The sequence below is a fragment of the Agrobacterium sp. OT33 genome, from assembly GCF_017313365.1.
In the GTDB taxonomy this organism is placed as follows: Bacteria; Pseudomonadota; Alphaproteobacteria; order Rhizobiales; family Rhizobiaceae; genus Agrobacterium; species Agrobacterium rhizogenes_A.
In genome coordinates this window covers 256,858-269,994 of the sequence record NZ_JAFLMZ010000003.1, presented here as the reverse complement: position 1 = coordinate 269,994, position 13,137 = coordinate 256,858, and the positions used below count along the sequence as shown (strand labels likewise).

At 60.1% G+C, this 13,137-nt stretch carries 13 protein-coding genes; 7 read left to right on the top strand and 6 right to left on the bottom strand.

Annotated elements, in window-relative coordinates; translation table 11 throughout:
* Position 1: 1 nt before the first annotated feature.
* Both JZX88_RS08825 and JZX88_RS08820 read left to right on the top strand, forming a co-directional pair.
* Positions 2 to 1,867, top strand: coding sequence for an ABC transporter ATP-binding protein (locus JZX88_RS08825; protein ID WP_206913524.1), 1,866 nt, complete (start codon positions 2 to 4; stop codon positions 1,865 to 1,867).
* 198 nt (positions 1,868 to 2,065) lie between these two features.
* Positions 2,066 to 3,979, top strand: coding sequence for a methyl-accepting chemotaxis protein (locus JZX88_RS08820; protein ID WP_065113877.1), 1,914 nt, complete (start codon positions 2,066 to 2,068; stop codon positions 3,977 to 3,979).
* A gap of 72 nt (positions 3,980 to 4,051) precedes the next feature.
* On the opposite strand, the gene JZX88_RS08815 is transcribed toward JZX88_RS08820, so the two are convergent.
* Entirely contained in the window at positions 4,052 to 4,984 is a 933-nt protein-coding gene (locus JZX88_RS08815; RefSeq protein WP_174029972.1) for an endonuclease/exonuclease/phosphatase family protein, read from the bottom strand.
* 307 nt (positions 4,985 to 5,291) lie between these two features.
* Here JZX88_RS08815 and petA point away from each other — a divergent pair, with 307 nt between their 5' ends.
* From petA to JZX88_RS08795, 4 genes are all read left to right on the top strand, one after another.
* On the top strand, positions 5,292 to 5,870 hold the full coding sequence (gene petA / locus JZX88_RS08810; protein ID WP_065113875.1) for a ubiquinol-cytochrome c reductase iron-sulfur subunit: 579 nt from the start codon (positions 5,292 to 5,294) through the stop codon (positions 5,868 to 5,870).
* A gap of 14 nt (positions 5,871 to 5,884) precedes the next feature.
* Entirely contained in the window at positions 5,885 to 7,168 is a 1,284-nt protein-coding gene (locus JZX88_RS08805; protein WP_065113874.1) for a cytochrome b N-terminal domain-containing protein, read from the top strand.
* A 22-nt stretch (positions 7,169 to 7,190) separates the two neighbouring features.
* Complete coding sequence (locus tag JZX88_RS08800; protein WP_065113873.1) at positions 7,191 to 8,075, top strand: cytochrome c1; 885 nt, start codon at positions 7,191 to 7,193, stop codon at positions 8,073 to 8,075.
* A 230-nt stretch (positions 8,076 to 8,305) separates the two neighbouring features.
* Positions 8,306 to 8,848 carry an adenine phosphoribosyltransferase gene (locus JZX88_RS08795; protein ID WP_065113872.1) on the top strand — a complete coding sequence of 181 codons (543 nt, stop codon included), beginning with the start codon at positions 8,306 to 8,308 and terminating at the stop codon, positions 8,846 to 8,848.
* A 15-nt stretch (positions 8,849 to 8,863) separates the two neighbouring features.
* Here the strand turns inward: JZX88_RS08795 and JZX88_RS08790 are convergent, their stop codons facing one another.
* From JZX88_RS08790 to ychF, 4 genes are all read right to left on the bottom strand, one after another.
* The gene (locus JZX88_RS08790; RefSeq protein WP_206913290.1) at positions 8,864 to 9,499 is read right to left on the bottom strand and encodes a bifunctional 2-polyprenyl-6-hydroxyphenol methylase/3-demethylubiquinol 3-O-methyltransferase UbiG; all 636 of its coding nucleotides are present in this window, start codon (positions 9,497 to 9,499) and stop codon (positions 8,864 to 8,866) included.
* Positions 9,500 to 9,562: 63 nt separating this feature from the next.
* Positions 9,563 to 10,030, bottom strand: a complete 468-nt coding sequence (locus tag JZX88_RS08785; protein ID WP_065113870.1) for a MaoC family dehydratase — start codon at positions 10,028 to 10,030, stop codon at positions 9,563 to 9,565.
* Entirely contained in the window at positions 10,027 to 10,500 is a 474-nt protein-coding gene (locus JZX88_RS08780; protein ID WP_065113869.1) for a MaoC family dehydratase, read from the bottom strand. Before JZX88_RS08780 ends, JZX88_RS08785 begins: the two co-directional genes overlap by 4 nt.
* Positions 10,501 to 10,802: 302 nt before the next feature.
* Positions 10,803 to 11,906 (bottom strand): redox-regulated ATPase YchF, encoded by a 1,104-nt coding sequence (gene ychF / locus JZX88_RS08775; protein ID WP_065116026.1) that lies wholly within the window; start codon positions 11,904 to 11,906, stop codon positions 10,803 to 10,805.
* Positions 11,907 to 12,158: 252 nt separating this feature from the next.
* On the opposite strand from ychF, the gene clpS reads away from it, so the two are divergent.
* Positions 12,159 to 12,470, top strand: a complete 312-nt coding sequence (gene clpS, locus JZX88_RS08770) for an ATP-dependent Clp protease adapter ClpS (protein ID WP_065116025.1) — start codon at positions 12,159 to 12,161, stop codon at positions 12,468 to 12,470.
* A gap of 214 nt (positions 12,471 to 12,684) precedes the next feature.
* On the opposite strand, the gene JZX88_RS08765 is transcribed toward clpS, so the two are convergent.
* Entirely contained in the window at positions 12,685 to 13,137 is a 453-nt protein-coding gene (locus tag JZX88_RS08765; RefSeq protein ID WP_206913288.1) for a GNAT family N-acetyltransferase, read from the bottom strand.

The following is a 13,137-nucleotide window of genomic DNA, read 5'->3' as shown; positions in this document are numbered from 1 at the left end:
GATGGTCATTACGCGCATCTTCGAGTTCTTCGAGAACTGGATCAGGCCTTTCGCCCGGAAGGACGACCTGAGGCCGCCTGAAAACACATTCGCTTTCATCTGGTTTTATATTTCACAGGCCAAGGCGCCGTTTTTCGCCATGCTGGTGCTGGGCGGGCTGACGGCGGCCATTGAGGCGGCGTTGTTCTGGTTCGTCGGGCGGCTGGTGGATATTCTCTCGACCGTCAAGCCGGGCGATGGCTGGGCCGGGCTTCTGGCTGCCCATGGCGGCGAACTGGTGGGCATGCTGGTGCTGATCGGCGTCGTGCGCTTCGTTGTCACGATGATTACGGCACTGGTGGACCAACAGATCATCACGCCCGGTTTTTACAATCTGGTGCGCTGGCAGTCCTACATGCATGTGGCGCGGCAATCGCTTTCCTTTTTCCAGAATGATTTTTCCGGACGCATCGTCACCAAGGTCTGGTCCGGCGGGCAGGCGGCGGGTGATCTCGTCACCTCGCTGATGGAAAGCGTCTGGTTTGTCGGCATCTATTCCGTCTCTATGCTGTTTCTGATCGGCGGGCTGGACTGGCGGCTTGCCCTTGTCGTCCTCGTCTGGGTGCTGATCTTTTCGGCACTGGCGCGTTATTTCGTGCCGCGCATCCGCTACCATTCGAAAGAGACGGCGGAAGCCGCCTCCATGCTTTCCGGCCGCATGGTGGATGCCTATAGCAATATCCAGACGCTCCGGTTGTTTGGACGCGACGATGCGAATGACCGCTACATGCGGCAGGGTTTCGACATTTTCCAGAATGCGACCATGACCTTCACGCGGTTCATTACCGGCGTGCGCGCCTCCATGGCGCTGCTGTCAGGCGTGATGATCACCTCGATGGCGGCGTTGTGCATCGATCTGTGGCTGTCCGGCAGGATCAGTTCCGGTGCGGTCGCCTTCACGCTGGCGCTGGTGCTGCGTCTCAATTTCCTGCTCGGCCGCTTGATGACGCAGTTCAACGGCATCATGCGCAATTTCGGCACGGTGCAGAATGCTGCCGAGTTGATTTCGCAGCCGATCGGTCTGGTCGATGCGCCGGATGCGGCGGTGCTGGAGGTCAAAAAGCCGAGCATCCGCTTTGAGAATGTCAGCTTCCATTACGGGCGGGCCAATGGTGTCATCGACAATCTCAACCTCGATATCAAGGCGGGCGAGAAAGTCGGCATTGTCGGACGCTCTGGCGCGGGCAAATCCACGCTCGTCAACCTGCTCCTGCGCTTTTACGATGTGGAGAAAGGCCGCATCCTGATCGACGGTCAGGATATCGCCCGGGTAACGCAGGAATCGCTGCGCGCCCATATCGGCATGGTCACGCAGGATACCTCGCTTTTGCATCGCTCCATCCGTGACAACATCATGTTCGGCCGCATGGACGCCACCGAAGCGCAATTGCGGGAGGCGACACGCCGGGCCAAGGCGGATGATTTCATCGAGCGGCTGGAGGATCAACGCGGCCGGACCGGTTTCGACGCACATGTGGGCGAACGCGGCGTGAAACTCTCCGGTGGTCAGCGCCAGCGCATCGCCATCGCCCGCGTGATGCTGAAGGACGCGCCAATCCTCGTGCTCGACGAGGCGACCTCGGCGCTCGATTCGGAGGTGGAGGCGGCGATCCAGAGCAATCTGGACGAGCTGATGCAGGGCAAGACGGTGCTCGCCATCGCCCACCGGCTGTCGACGATCGCGGCTCTCGACCGGCTGATCGTGATGGATCAGGGCCGTATTGTGGAGCAGGGCAGCCATTCCGATCTCGTCCTGCAGGGTGGGCTTTATTCGGAACTCTGGGCGCGGCAGTCGGGCGGTTTTCTCGCCGCTGAAGAGAAGGCCTGAGGGTGGCAGGGGTGAGCCCGCATTCGTTCAAATATGCATAAATATAAAATCATTGGTTGCTAATACCTTTAGCTATTCCGTTTATAAAAAGATTTATTCAACCTAAAATTTATGATCCGGCGGTAAGCTCTTGTTTATCGATGCGTGTAAAAAAAGGCCGCGGGAGGAACGCGCTCATTTTTTTTGGGATCGAAAACAATGCATATTTTCAGAATTCGTATTCTTCTGCCGGCATTGTTCGGCATCACCGTCCTCTTTTCCCTCGCGCAGGGAATTGCAAGCATGCGATCCGTCACCGAGATGGAGCAGCAGGCGGACAATATCGTTCGCCGCATGGAGCGGTCGCTCATCATCGCCGATCTGGGCGACAGGCTTAACGATATTCGCCGGAACTATCTGGCGGTCATGACTGCCGCGACGCCAGAGGCGCGAAACGCCCTGTTCCAGCGCATTCTCAAAACCCAGCAGGAGCGTGCCGAAGCTTTCGACGCCTATGCCGCGCATCTGCAGCTGCCTTTAGCGAAGGAAAAATTCCAGCGCCTGAATACGATGGTCGCAAATTACGAGGCCATGGGTGCGGAGCTGAAAAAAATCGTCATCACCGGCGATGTCGATGCAGCGCGGGCGCAGGTTTCCAGCATGACGCCGGTGGGCAATGCCGCCGGTGCGCTGATGAAAGAGATGATCGAGGATAATCGCCAGCGTGGTCTGGCGGACCAGCAGGCGGCGGAAGCGGCCGGACAGTTTGCCTTCTTCACCTCGGTTGCCGCAATGCTTGTCGCCGCCGCGGTCGCGCTTGTTGCCGCACTCTTCAGTTTCCTGCGCATTTCGCGTCCGATCAACGACATCACCCGCGCCATGAACGGTCTGGCGGCAGGCGATAATGCGAGTTCCATTCCGCATTCCGGCCGCAAGGACGAGATCGGGGAAATGGCTGCGGCCGTTGCCGTGTTCCGCGACAATGCCATCGAGCGAGAGCGCCTGGAGCGGGAAACCGAGGCCAATCGCAGCCTCAGCGAGCGGGAACGTCTGGAGCACGAGGCACAGAAGGCGCGGGAGGCGGAAGAAATCCGTTTCGCGGTTGAAAATCTGGGTGCCGGGCTGAAGAAACTTTCGCAGGGCGACATGACCTGCCGTCTGGACATGGCCTTTGCCGAGCGGCTTGACGGTTTGCGCGGCGATTTCAACGAATCCGTCGCCACGCTGCAATCGGCATTGCGCTCGGTCGGTGAAAATGCCCGGGTCATCGATGCCGGTGCCGGTGAAATCCTGGCGGCGGCGGGCGATCTTTCCCGCCGCACCGAGCAGCAGGCTTCTTCGGTCGAGGAAACAGCTGCGGCGCTTGAACAGGTGACGACGGCCGTGAAGGATTCGGCCCATCGGGCTGCCGAGGCTGGCCGGATCGTGGAACGGGCGCGCGAAAGCGCGGAAATGTCCGGCCAGATCGTTACACGCACGGTTCTGGCGGTACAGGATATCGAAAAATCCGCCAATGAGATCAGCAATATCATCAGCGTCATCGATGAAATTGCCTTCCAGACCAACCTTCTTGCACTGAATGCCGGGGTTGAGGCTGCGCGTGCGGGCGACGCCGGCAAGGGGTTCGCCGTGGTCGCGCAGGAAGTGCGCGAACTGGCGCAACGTTCGGCCAATGCCGCCAAGGAAATCAAGGTCCTCATCAACCGCTCCGGCGAGCAGGTGCGCGAGGGTGTCACGCTGGTCGGCAAGACCGGGGAGGCGCTGGCGGGGATCGTCGACGAGGTGCGTGATATCAACCGCCACGTCGCATCCATCGTCATCTCCACGCGCGAACAGTCGACCGGCCTTTCGGAAATCAGTTCCGCTGTGAACCTGATGGATCAGGGCACCCAGAAAAATGCGGCCATGGTGGAACAGACGACGGCGGCCAGCGGCAGCCTCGCTTCGCAGGCAAGCGCTCTCAATGCGCTTCTGGCGCAGTTCCGACTGCGGGAGGCGGCAGAGACTATCCTTGTCGCCGGTCCGGCCTCCGTTCCGCAGCCTTCGCCGGCACGCGCCATGGGGCATAAAATCGCTGCCGCCTTCGGGGGCGGGCGACAGGCAGCGTCGGCACAGGAATGGTCCGAGTTCTGAACCGCGCCCGGCAGCGTCCTGAAAAACACAATGGCGGCTTTCGGGCCGCCGTTTTCTTATGGTTTGCGTCTGCTACCGGCCGATCATGAAATCCGAGATCAGCCCGTAGTGATTGGAACCGAGGCTGCCGGGCAGGCGGGTCGTCTTCATCAGGATTGCCGGCGCACGGGCGAAGACGTGGTCGATGGCGATGCCGAAGCGGCCGGCCTCCGTCGGCCATGTGGCCGGTTCCCAGGTCGCTTTCCTGAGGTCGTTGGCGGCGAGGAAAGCGCGCATGTCGGGGGCGATGCTCGCCGAATTGAAGTCTCCGGCCAGAATGAGCGGCCCGGTGACACGAAAGAGAATTTCGCTGACTTCATCCAGCTCGTCGCGGTGATAATCGTCGAAATAAGGTTTGGTGATGTGCCCGGCGGCAAGCGTCAGCTCAGTGCCGTCGAAATCGACGCTGGCGATTGCGAAGCGGTCCCGGCGCAGATCGCTGAGACTGTGGAAACGGCCTTCCAGCAACGGCCGCTTCGACAGGATCAAAAGGTCGCATCCCGGCGTTCCGGCAAAACAGCCGAGCCTGTAAGGATAGGTTTGCTGCAGGCGCGGCAGGACCGACTGCAGCGCCGCCGCTTCGAACAGATAGACCGCATCCGCGCCCGAATCGAGAATGGTGTCGGCGATCGCATCGGCATTGGCGGCATTGTCCATCAGCACGTTGAAGGACAGGAGCCGGAAAGGCCGGGCATCGGGCGTCGAGGTTGCGGAGGTGGAGAATTCCAGAAGCATGACGACGGCATGGATGGCGAGCGCCAGCGACCAGACCACAAGCAGGCCGGCAACCGCGTCGCGCGTGAGCCAAAAGACGAGGCATGACAGCAGGATGCAGATGATGGCGATGTGAAGCTGGAAACTCGTGACGAAGGCAAGAAGCCAGAAATCCGTCACATAACGCAGGCTGGCAATGAAAAGAACGGCAGCCACCACCGTGGAGACCATGCAAGCGAGCTTCGCCGTCATCCGAATCCCTGCGTTCCAAGCTCTCCCTGCGCGTCTCCTAACATGGCGCAGGGGTGCGCACAATGTTGCCCGCCTGCCAAGGCGCGGGAAAAATGAGAAGCAAATCGGCCCCTTGGGCAGAATTACGGCAGCTTTGTGTGCTTTGCTCTTGCCAAGTCAGTCAATATTTTGCGATCAAACACAGTGACGCGGTTTCTTAATGCCGCAGTTGTGTCCAGGACGATGGGACGGAGTTTGTCCTGGATCAAATCATAGCGGGAGGACTCATGCGATTTACGGCAAAAACAGCGCAGAGGATGGTGTAGCGGTGAGCGAGCACGTAACCAATCACGACGCCTCGGGTGAACCGACCCGTCGCGATTTTCTATATCTAGTAACCGGAATGACGGGCGTCGTTGGCGCCGCTGCAGTCGCATGGCCTTTCATCGACCAGATGCGTCCCGATGCATCGACGCTGGCGCTCGCTTCCATCGAGGTTGACGTGGCGGCGGTCGAGCCGGGCATGTCGCTGACGGTGAAGTGGCGCGGTAAGCCGATTTTCATCCGCAACCGCACGGAAAAGGAAATCGAGGAAGCCAAGGCCGTCGCCCTTGGCGATCTCAAGGATCCGGTGGCACGCAATGCCAACATCGCTGTCGACGCGCAGGCGACGGATATCGACCGTTCCGCCGGTGAGGGCAAGGAAAACTGGATCGTCATGATCGGTTCCTGCACCCATCTCGGTTGCGTTCCGCTCGGCCAGGCCGGCGATTTCGGCGGATGGTTCTGTCCCTGCCATGGCTCGCACTACGATACGGCGGGCCGCATACGTAAGGGTCCGGCGCCGGAAAACCTCGCCATCCCGACATTTGCATTCACATCCGATACCGTGATCAAGATCGGATAAGGGGACAGATATTCATGAGTGGTCATTCCAGTTATCAGCCGTCCACCGGCATCGAAAGGTGGATCGATTCGCGGCTTCCCTTGCCGCGCTTGATCTATGACAGCTTCGTTGCCTATCCTGTCCCGCGTAACCTGAACTACGCCTACACCTTCGGCGCGATGCTTTCCGTCATGCTGATCGTGCAGATCCTCACCGGCGTCGTGCTTGCCATGCATTATGCCGCTGAAACGACGGTTGCCTTCAATTCCGTCGAAAAGATCATGCGTGACGTCAACCACGGCTGGCTGCTGCGCTACATGCATGCCAACGGCGCGTCGTTCTTCTTCATCGCGGTCTATCTTCACATTGCCCGCGGTCTTTATTACGGATCCTACAAGGCGCCGCGCGAAATCCTCTGGATTCTCGGCTGCGTGATCTATCTGCTGATGATGGCAACGGGCTTCATGGGCTACGTGCTTCCCTGGGGTCAGATGTCCTTCTGGGGTGCGACCGTCATCACCGGCTTCTTCACGGCGTTCCCGCTCGTGGGTGAATGGATCCAGCAGTTCCTGCTCGGCGGCTTTGCGGTGGACAATCCGACGCTCAACCGCTTCTTTGCGCTCCACTATCTGCTGCCGTTCATGATTGCGGGTGTCGTCATCCTGCACATCTGGGCGCTGCATGTGACCGGCCAGACCAACCCGACCGGCGTGGAAGTGAAGAGCAAGACCGATACGGTCCCCTTCACGCCCTATGCGACGCTGAAGGATGCGCTCGGCGTTTCGGTGTTCCTCATCGCCTATGCCTGGTTCATCTTCTACATGCCGAACTTCCTCGGCCACCCTGATAACTACATCATGGCGGATCCGCTGAAGACGCCGGCGCATATCGTGCCGGAATGGTACTATCTGCCGTTCTACGCGATGCTGCGCGCCATTACCTTCAATATCGGGCCGATCGATTCCAAGCTCGGTGGCGTTCTTGTCATGTTCGGCGCGATCATCGTGCTGTTCTTCCTGCCCTGGCTCGATACGTCGAAGGTTCGCTCCGCCGTTTATCGCCCCTGGTACAAGATGTTCTTCTGGGTGTTCGTGGCCAACGCCATCCTGCTCGGCTGGCTGGGTTCGCGCCCTGCGGAAGGCATGTATGTCGTCATGTCGCAGCTGGGAACGCTGTATTATTTCGGGTTCTTCCTCGTCATCATGCCGATCCTCGGTCTGGTGGAAACGCCGCGGCGTATTCCGAATTCGATTACCGAGGCCGTTCTCGAAAAGAACGCGGCCAAGAGGGGTGCCGCGCCAGCGGCCGCCGAAGTCTGAGCGCGAAGGAAGGATGACGACAATGAAGACGCTTCTCACGAGCATCGCGCTTATCGCCGCCATCGGCTGTTCCTCCGCCGCCTTTGCGGCCGAGGAGAGCCATGACCTTGCCACCAAGACCGAACATGCGATTGCCGGCGGCCACTTCCCGGTGATCAAGCCCGAGGAACAGAGCTGGTCCTTTGCCGGACCTTTCGGCAAATACGACAAGGGCCAGCTGCAGCGCGGTCTCAAGGTCTATAAGGAAGTCTGCTCCGCCTGCCATTCGATGAACCTTGTTTCCTTCCGCACGCTGGGAGATCTCGGTTACTCGGAAGACCAGGTGAAGGCCTTCGCCGCCGAATATGAGGTGCAGGACGGGCCAAATGCCGATGGCGAAATGTATAATCGCAAGGCTGTGCCTTCCGATCATTTCCCTTCGCCGTTCCCGAACCATGAAGCGGCTGCCGCCGCCAATGGCGGGGCCGCACCGCCCGACATGTCGCTGCTTGCCAAGGCACGCGGCGTGGAGCGCGGGTTCCCGCAATTCATCATCGACATGATCCCGATCGTCGGCGGTTATCAGGAAGGCGGCCCGGATTATATCCACGCGCTGCTGACCGGATATCAGGACCCGCCGGCCGGCGTTGAAGTTTCGGAAGGCACGCACTTCAACCCGTATTTCGTCAGCGCAGCGTCGCTGAAGATGGCGCCGCCGATCAGTGCCGATCAGGTGACCTATGACGACGGTGCGCCGCAGACCGTGGATCAATATTCCAAGGATGTCTCCGCTTTCCTGATGTGGGCGGCGGAACCGCATCTGGAACAACGCAAGCGCACCGGCTTCATGGTCATGGTGTTCCTGTTCATCTTCACGGCGCTGATCTATCTCACCAAGAAGTCGGTCTACGCCAACAAGGAACATTGAACCGGTTTTAATCGGTTGAAATCATTGGCCTCCACGGTCTTCCGTGGGGGCTTTTTCATGGCCGGCCGGATAAGCTTGCCTGTATCGCCGCTCGCGTGCCCCGGGCTATTGATGTTCCGTGCCAACAGATGATGGCCGTTGCCTGCGCCGGTCCTTTTTTGTTGGTCCGCAGCCGGCAAGTTGATAGGGTGGCCCGAACCTTCTGATCCATTCCCATCTATGGAAATACCATGACCGTTATCGCTTCGGAGCTTGCCGCCGCCATCCGTTCCATTCCCGACTATCCGAAGCCGGGCATCATCTTTCGGGATATTACGACACTGCTCGGCAATCCGCGCGCTTTCCGCCGGGCGGTGGACGAGCTTGTGCAGCCCTATGCGGGAACGAAGATCGACAAGATCGCCGGCATGGAGGCGCGTGGCTTCATTCTGGGCGGCGCGGTGGCGCATCAGCTCTCGGCCGGTTTCGTGCCCATCCGCAAGAAGGGCAAGCTGCCACACACGACGGTGCGGGTCGCCTACAGCCTGGAATATGGCGTCGACGAAATGGAAATGCATGTGGACGCCGTGCAGCCGGGCGAGAAGGTCATTCTCGTCGATGACCTGATTGCGACCGGTGGCACTGCTGAAGGCGCGGTCAAGCTTTTGCGGCAGATGGGCGCGGAAATCGTCTCCGCTTGCTTCGTCATTGATCTGCCCGATCTCGGCGGCCGCAGGAAGCTGGAGGATCTTGGTGTCGAGGTGCGGACGCTGGTGGAATTTTCGGGCCACTGAGGCCGAAGGAACGGCTCAGGGCTGCTGCGGCAGCCTGCGTTTTTGGCTCGTCTTTCGCAGGGCGATCCACGTCCAGTGAACACCCAGAGCGCGGTTCCCCGGCTGAATGGAGTCAACCTCCACCTGTCTGATGAGCGTGAAGCCGAAACGGGTGGCCTCGTCTATGGTTTCCATCGGGGAAATGGCAAAGGCGCGGCGGCCCCTGGGCGCCGGGCCGTGACGCAGCGACATGATCAGCAATCCGCCTGTCGCCGTCATCTCCGAGAGGCTTGCCATTGCGGCCTGCCTCACCCCGTGATCGATGTGGTGCCAGACGCCGCAAAGGGCAACCAGATCGAAGGCGCCATAGCGGCGAGCCTTTGCCAGTGCGGGCAAAGTGTCATCCAGCCAAGTTATTCTGTTCGATGGATGCAATTGCATGCCGGGTTCACGAAGCTCTCCAACCGGCTCGACGGCCAGAACATCATGGCCCTGCGCGGCAAACCAGGCGGCATCGCGCCCGGTGCCGCTGCCGATATCCGCGATTCGGGATGGTGTCGCCGGCAGCAGGTCGATGACGGGTGCGTAAATCTCTCCGCAGTCCAGTCCGTCAAATCTGGAAATCAGCTCAGGCGTCGCGGCTTCGGCATAACCCTTTAGAATATCGTTCATATTTATCTGCCCGCCGCGATTCTTCCGGAAAAGGTATCGCGGCGGATTGAGATGGACCAGCGCCTATTCGAATTCCAGAACCCCGCTGCGGAAGGTCAGCACCGTTTCTCCCGACTGGTTCACACCTTCATTGAAGGTGGTGTTGAGCCAGACGCCGGCGCGGGATTCCAGCGGACGGGCGTCGAGCAGCGTAACGAAATAGGTCACGTCGTCACCGGCGAAAACCGGCTTTTTCCATTTGAGTTCGCGAAAACCCGGGGAGGGGCCAAGCCGCGGTGGTTCAAGGCCCTGCTGTTTCAGCCTTTTGACCTCCTTTGCCCAATGGGACAGGAAACACTTCATCCAGCCCGCGCCGGTGTGCCAGCCGGAGGCGCACAGGCCACCGAAAACGCTGTTCCTGGCGGCTTCGGCATCGAGATGGAAGGGCTGAGGATCGAAATCCCGGGCGAAACGGATGATGTCCTCGGCGGAAAAATGCAGGGTGTCGAGGGTGACGCGCTCGCCGATCGGTGAAAGTTCCGCCAGTCTCATGCTGCAAGACCTCCACCCGCCCGCATCAGGAACATTACGGTGTTTTCGCCCTGCGCGACCAGAATACCGCGCTGATTGTAAAGCTCATGACGGAATTTCACGAGGCCGATACCGGGGCGCGATGCGGAAGGACGCTGTTCCAGAACGATGGATTTCCCCGAGAGCGTGTCTCCGGCCAGAACCGGTTTCTTCCAGTCGACGTAATCGATGCCGGGGCTGCCCTGCGAGGTCGAGTCGGAGATGTAGCTGTCGGCCATCATCCGCATCAGCAGGCTGCAGGTGTGCCAGCCCGATGCCGCAAGTCCGCCGAGAATGCTCTGGCGGCCCGCTTCTTCGGAAAGGTGCATGGGTTGCGGGTCGAATTCACTGGCGAAAGCAATGATCTGCTCTGCGGAAATCGATTGCGGCCCAAGGGGAAATTCCCGCCCGACGGGAAAATCCTCATAGGCATAAGTCGCGACCGGCGTCATGGCGTCCTCCCTTCGCACAGTCAAGGTCGGCGCATCTAAGATGATTTTTCCCTTTACGTAAAGGTCAAATCGAGGAGGCGACGTGCTCTATGGGGAGGTGGTGTGGAGCGTGGAGGCCCGTCGCCTTCTCCCCGGGGCGCGCAGTAGTGAGATGAGGGGCAAGGGAGGTGATTTCCGGAACGGATTTCCCCATCCAACCCCCTGGGCTGGCTTCTCCCCGGAAGGGAGAAGCACAAGCGACAGGTGTTGTGCCACTGGGACGTCAAAGAAACGACCGGGTTGTCACCTTGCTCAGGGCCAGATCAGGTATTGAAGCGGAAGTGGATGACGTCGCCGTCCTGAACCACATATTCCTTGCCTTCATCGCGGGCCTTGCCGGCTTCCTTGGCGCCGACTTCGCCCTTGAAAGCGACGTAGTCGTTATAGGCGATGGTATTGGCACGGATGAAGCCGCGTTCGAAATCGGAGTGGATGACGCCTGCGGCCTGCGGAGCCTTGGTGCCGCGCTCGATGGTCCAGGCGCGGCATTCCTTCGGGCCGACGGTGAAATAGGTGATGAGATCGAGCAGCTTGTAGCCGGCGCGGATCAGACGGTCGAGGCCTGCTTCCTCGAGCCCGAGGGCGGAGAGGAATTCCTTCGCCTCTTCATCGGGAAGCTGCGCGACCTCGGATTCGATCGCCGCGGAGATGATGACGGTTTCAGCACCCTGGGCCTTGGCCATTTCGGCAACCGCCCTCGTGTGTTCGTTGCCATCGACGGCGTCGCCTTCGGCGACGTTGCAGACGTAAAGAACCGGATGTGCGGTGAGGAGGTTAAGGCCCTGAAGGATGCGCAACTCCTCGGCATCGAGCGTGGAGAGCAGGGTGCGGACCGGTTTACCTTCGTTGAGAAGCTTCAGCGAAGCTTCCATCAGCGGCAGCTGCGCGAGCGATTCCTTGTCCTTGCCGGTGGCGCGCTTGCGGGTCTGTTCCGTGCGGCGCTCGAGGCTTTCGAGGTCGGAGAGCATCAGCTCGGTCTCGATGGTTTCGGCATCGGCCACGGGGTTGATCCGGCCTTCGACGTGGGTGATGTCGTCATCCTCGAAGCAGCGCAGAACGTGCACCACGGCGTCGACTTCGCGAATATTGGCGAGGAACTGGTTGCCGAGGCCTTCGCCCTTCGATGCGCCGCGCACCAGACCGGCAATATCGACGAAAGAGATGCGGGTGGGGATGATTTCCTTCGAGCCGGCAATGTCGGCGAGGGTTTTCATGCGCGCATCCGGAACCGCCACTTCGCCGGTGTTCGGTTCGATGGTGCAGAAGGGATAGTTGGCGGCCTGTGCGGCGGCCGTTTTCGTCAGCGCGTTGAAGAGGGTGGACTTGCCGACATTCGGCAATCCAACGATACCGCATTTGAAGCCCATGGCTTGAAACCTGTCCGTTTGAAAGAATTCGTTGAGGAGCCTTTTGCGGAAACGGCAGGGCAAGGTCAAGCCCGCGGGCCGATTTGTGCGGGCAAAGCCCTGCGAATGGCGCGGAATTTCGCGCAGGCACCGCGCCGGGCTTGTCGATGGCGCGGTTGCGGCGCAATATAGGCGGATCAAGCCACCGATCTTTCGTCATCAACGGGGTTTTCCATGAACAACCACGATGCGCGACAGGCACGAGCGACGATGATGAGTGACAGCCCTGTCGATCTCAAGCCCAAACCGAGCGTTAAACCGAAGCTGGAGCGGCCGAAGCTCTACAAGGTCATTCTGCTGAACGATGATTATACGCCACGCGACTTCGTCACCGTGGTGCTGAAGGCCGTCTTCCGGATGGGAGAGGAAACCGGCCACCGGGTGATGATGACGGCACATCGCTTCGGCAGCGCCGTGGTGGTTGTCTGCGAACGCGATATCGCCGAGACCAAGGCGAAGGAGGCGACCGATCTCGGCAAGGAGGCTGGATTTCCGCTGATGTTCACCACCGAGCCGGAGGAATGAGCGTTTTTTGAACGCCGGGGCGCGGCACACTGGATGCGTCCGTTCTCACTCGTCCTCATTCCTGCGCTAATCACGGGAAACCAGTTGACGCGCGTCTGCGCGGCCAGAAGGGCCCTTTCAGCCAAGAGATCCGGGCTGGCTGGATCCCTGTGACAAGCACAGGAATGCGAGGTGGGCAACAATTGCAGATAAAATTCCTATTCGTGCTCCGGGCCTAATCTTGCCGGATCTGGAAGCCGGTCTTGTTCTGCACGAAGCCGCAGTTTTCGTAAAAGGCATGGACTTCCGGTCGCTCCCGGCCTGTCAGCAGCATCACCTTGTAACAATTAGCGGCAAAAGCGGCCTCGACGGCATGGCGCACGACCGCGCGGCCATATCCAAGGCCGCGACGGGTTTCCAGCGTCACCACATTTTCGATGAAGGCATAGGGGCGGGCGGCGCGCGTCAGGTTCGGGACAATCTGGAGCGTGGCGGTGGCGACGGGGTTCTCGCCATCCATTGCCAGAAACACGGTAAGGCCGGGCTGCCTGAGCATGGCGGAAAAGGCAGTGTTTGCCTCGTCCACCGTTAATGCCGGATCGGACGGGTTAAGCGCGCGGTAAAGTTCAAGCAGGCCGGGCAGATCGCCGGCTTCGGCTTTGCGCAGGACGATGCGCTGAGCAGGCAT

Bases quoted from the DNA above. Each gene is read 5' to 3' on its own strand.
- JZX88_RS08825 (WP_206913524.1), top strand. From the start codon at position 2: ATGGTCATTACGCGCATCTTCGAGTTCTTCGAGAACTGGATCAGGCCT.
- JZX88_RS08820 (WP_065113877.1), top strand. From the start codon at position 2,066: ATGCATATTTTCAGAATTCGTATTCTTCTGCCGGCATTGTTCGGCATC.
- JZX88_RS08815 (WP_174029972.1), bottom strand. From the start codon at position 4,984: ATGACGGCGAAGCTCGCTTGCATGGTCTCCACGGTGGTGGCTGCCGTT.
- JZX88_RS08805 (WP_065113874.1), top strand. From the start codon at position 5,885: ATGAGTGGTCATTCCAGTTATCAGCCGTCCACCGGCATCGAAAGGTGG.
- JZX88_RS08800 (WP_065113873.1), top strand. From the start codon at position 7,191: ATGAAGACGCTTCTCACGAGCATCGCGCTTATCGCCGCCATCGGCTGT.
- JZX88_RS08795 (WP_065113872.1), top strand. From the start codon at position 8,306: ATGACCGTTATCGCTTCGGAGCTTGCCGCCGCCATCCGTTCCATTCCC.
- JZX88_RS08790 (WP_206913290.1), bottom strand. From the start codon at position 9,499: ATGAACGATATTCTAAAGGGTTATGCCGAAGCCGCGACGCCTGAGCTG.
- JZX88_RS08785 (WP_065113870.1), bottom strand. From the start codon at position 10,030: ATGAGACTGGCGGAACTTTCACCGATCGGCGAGCGCGTCACCCTCGAC.
- JZX88_RS08780 (WP_065113869.1), bottom strand. From the start codon at position 10,500: ATGACGCCGGTCGCGACTTATGCCTATGAGGATTTTCCCGTCGGGCGG.
- ychF (WP_065116026.1), bottom strand. From the start codon at position 11,906: ATGGGCTTCAAATGCGGTATCGTTGGATTGCCGAATGTCGGCAAGTCC.
- clpS (WP_065116025.1), top strand. From the start codon at position 12,159: ATGAGTGACAGCCCTGTCGATCTCAAGCCCAAACCGAGCGTTAAACCG.
- JZX88_RS08765 (WP_206913288.1), bottom strand. From the start codon at position 13,137: ATGCCTGCTCAGCGCATCGTCCTGCGCAAAGCCGAAGCCGGCGATCTG.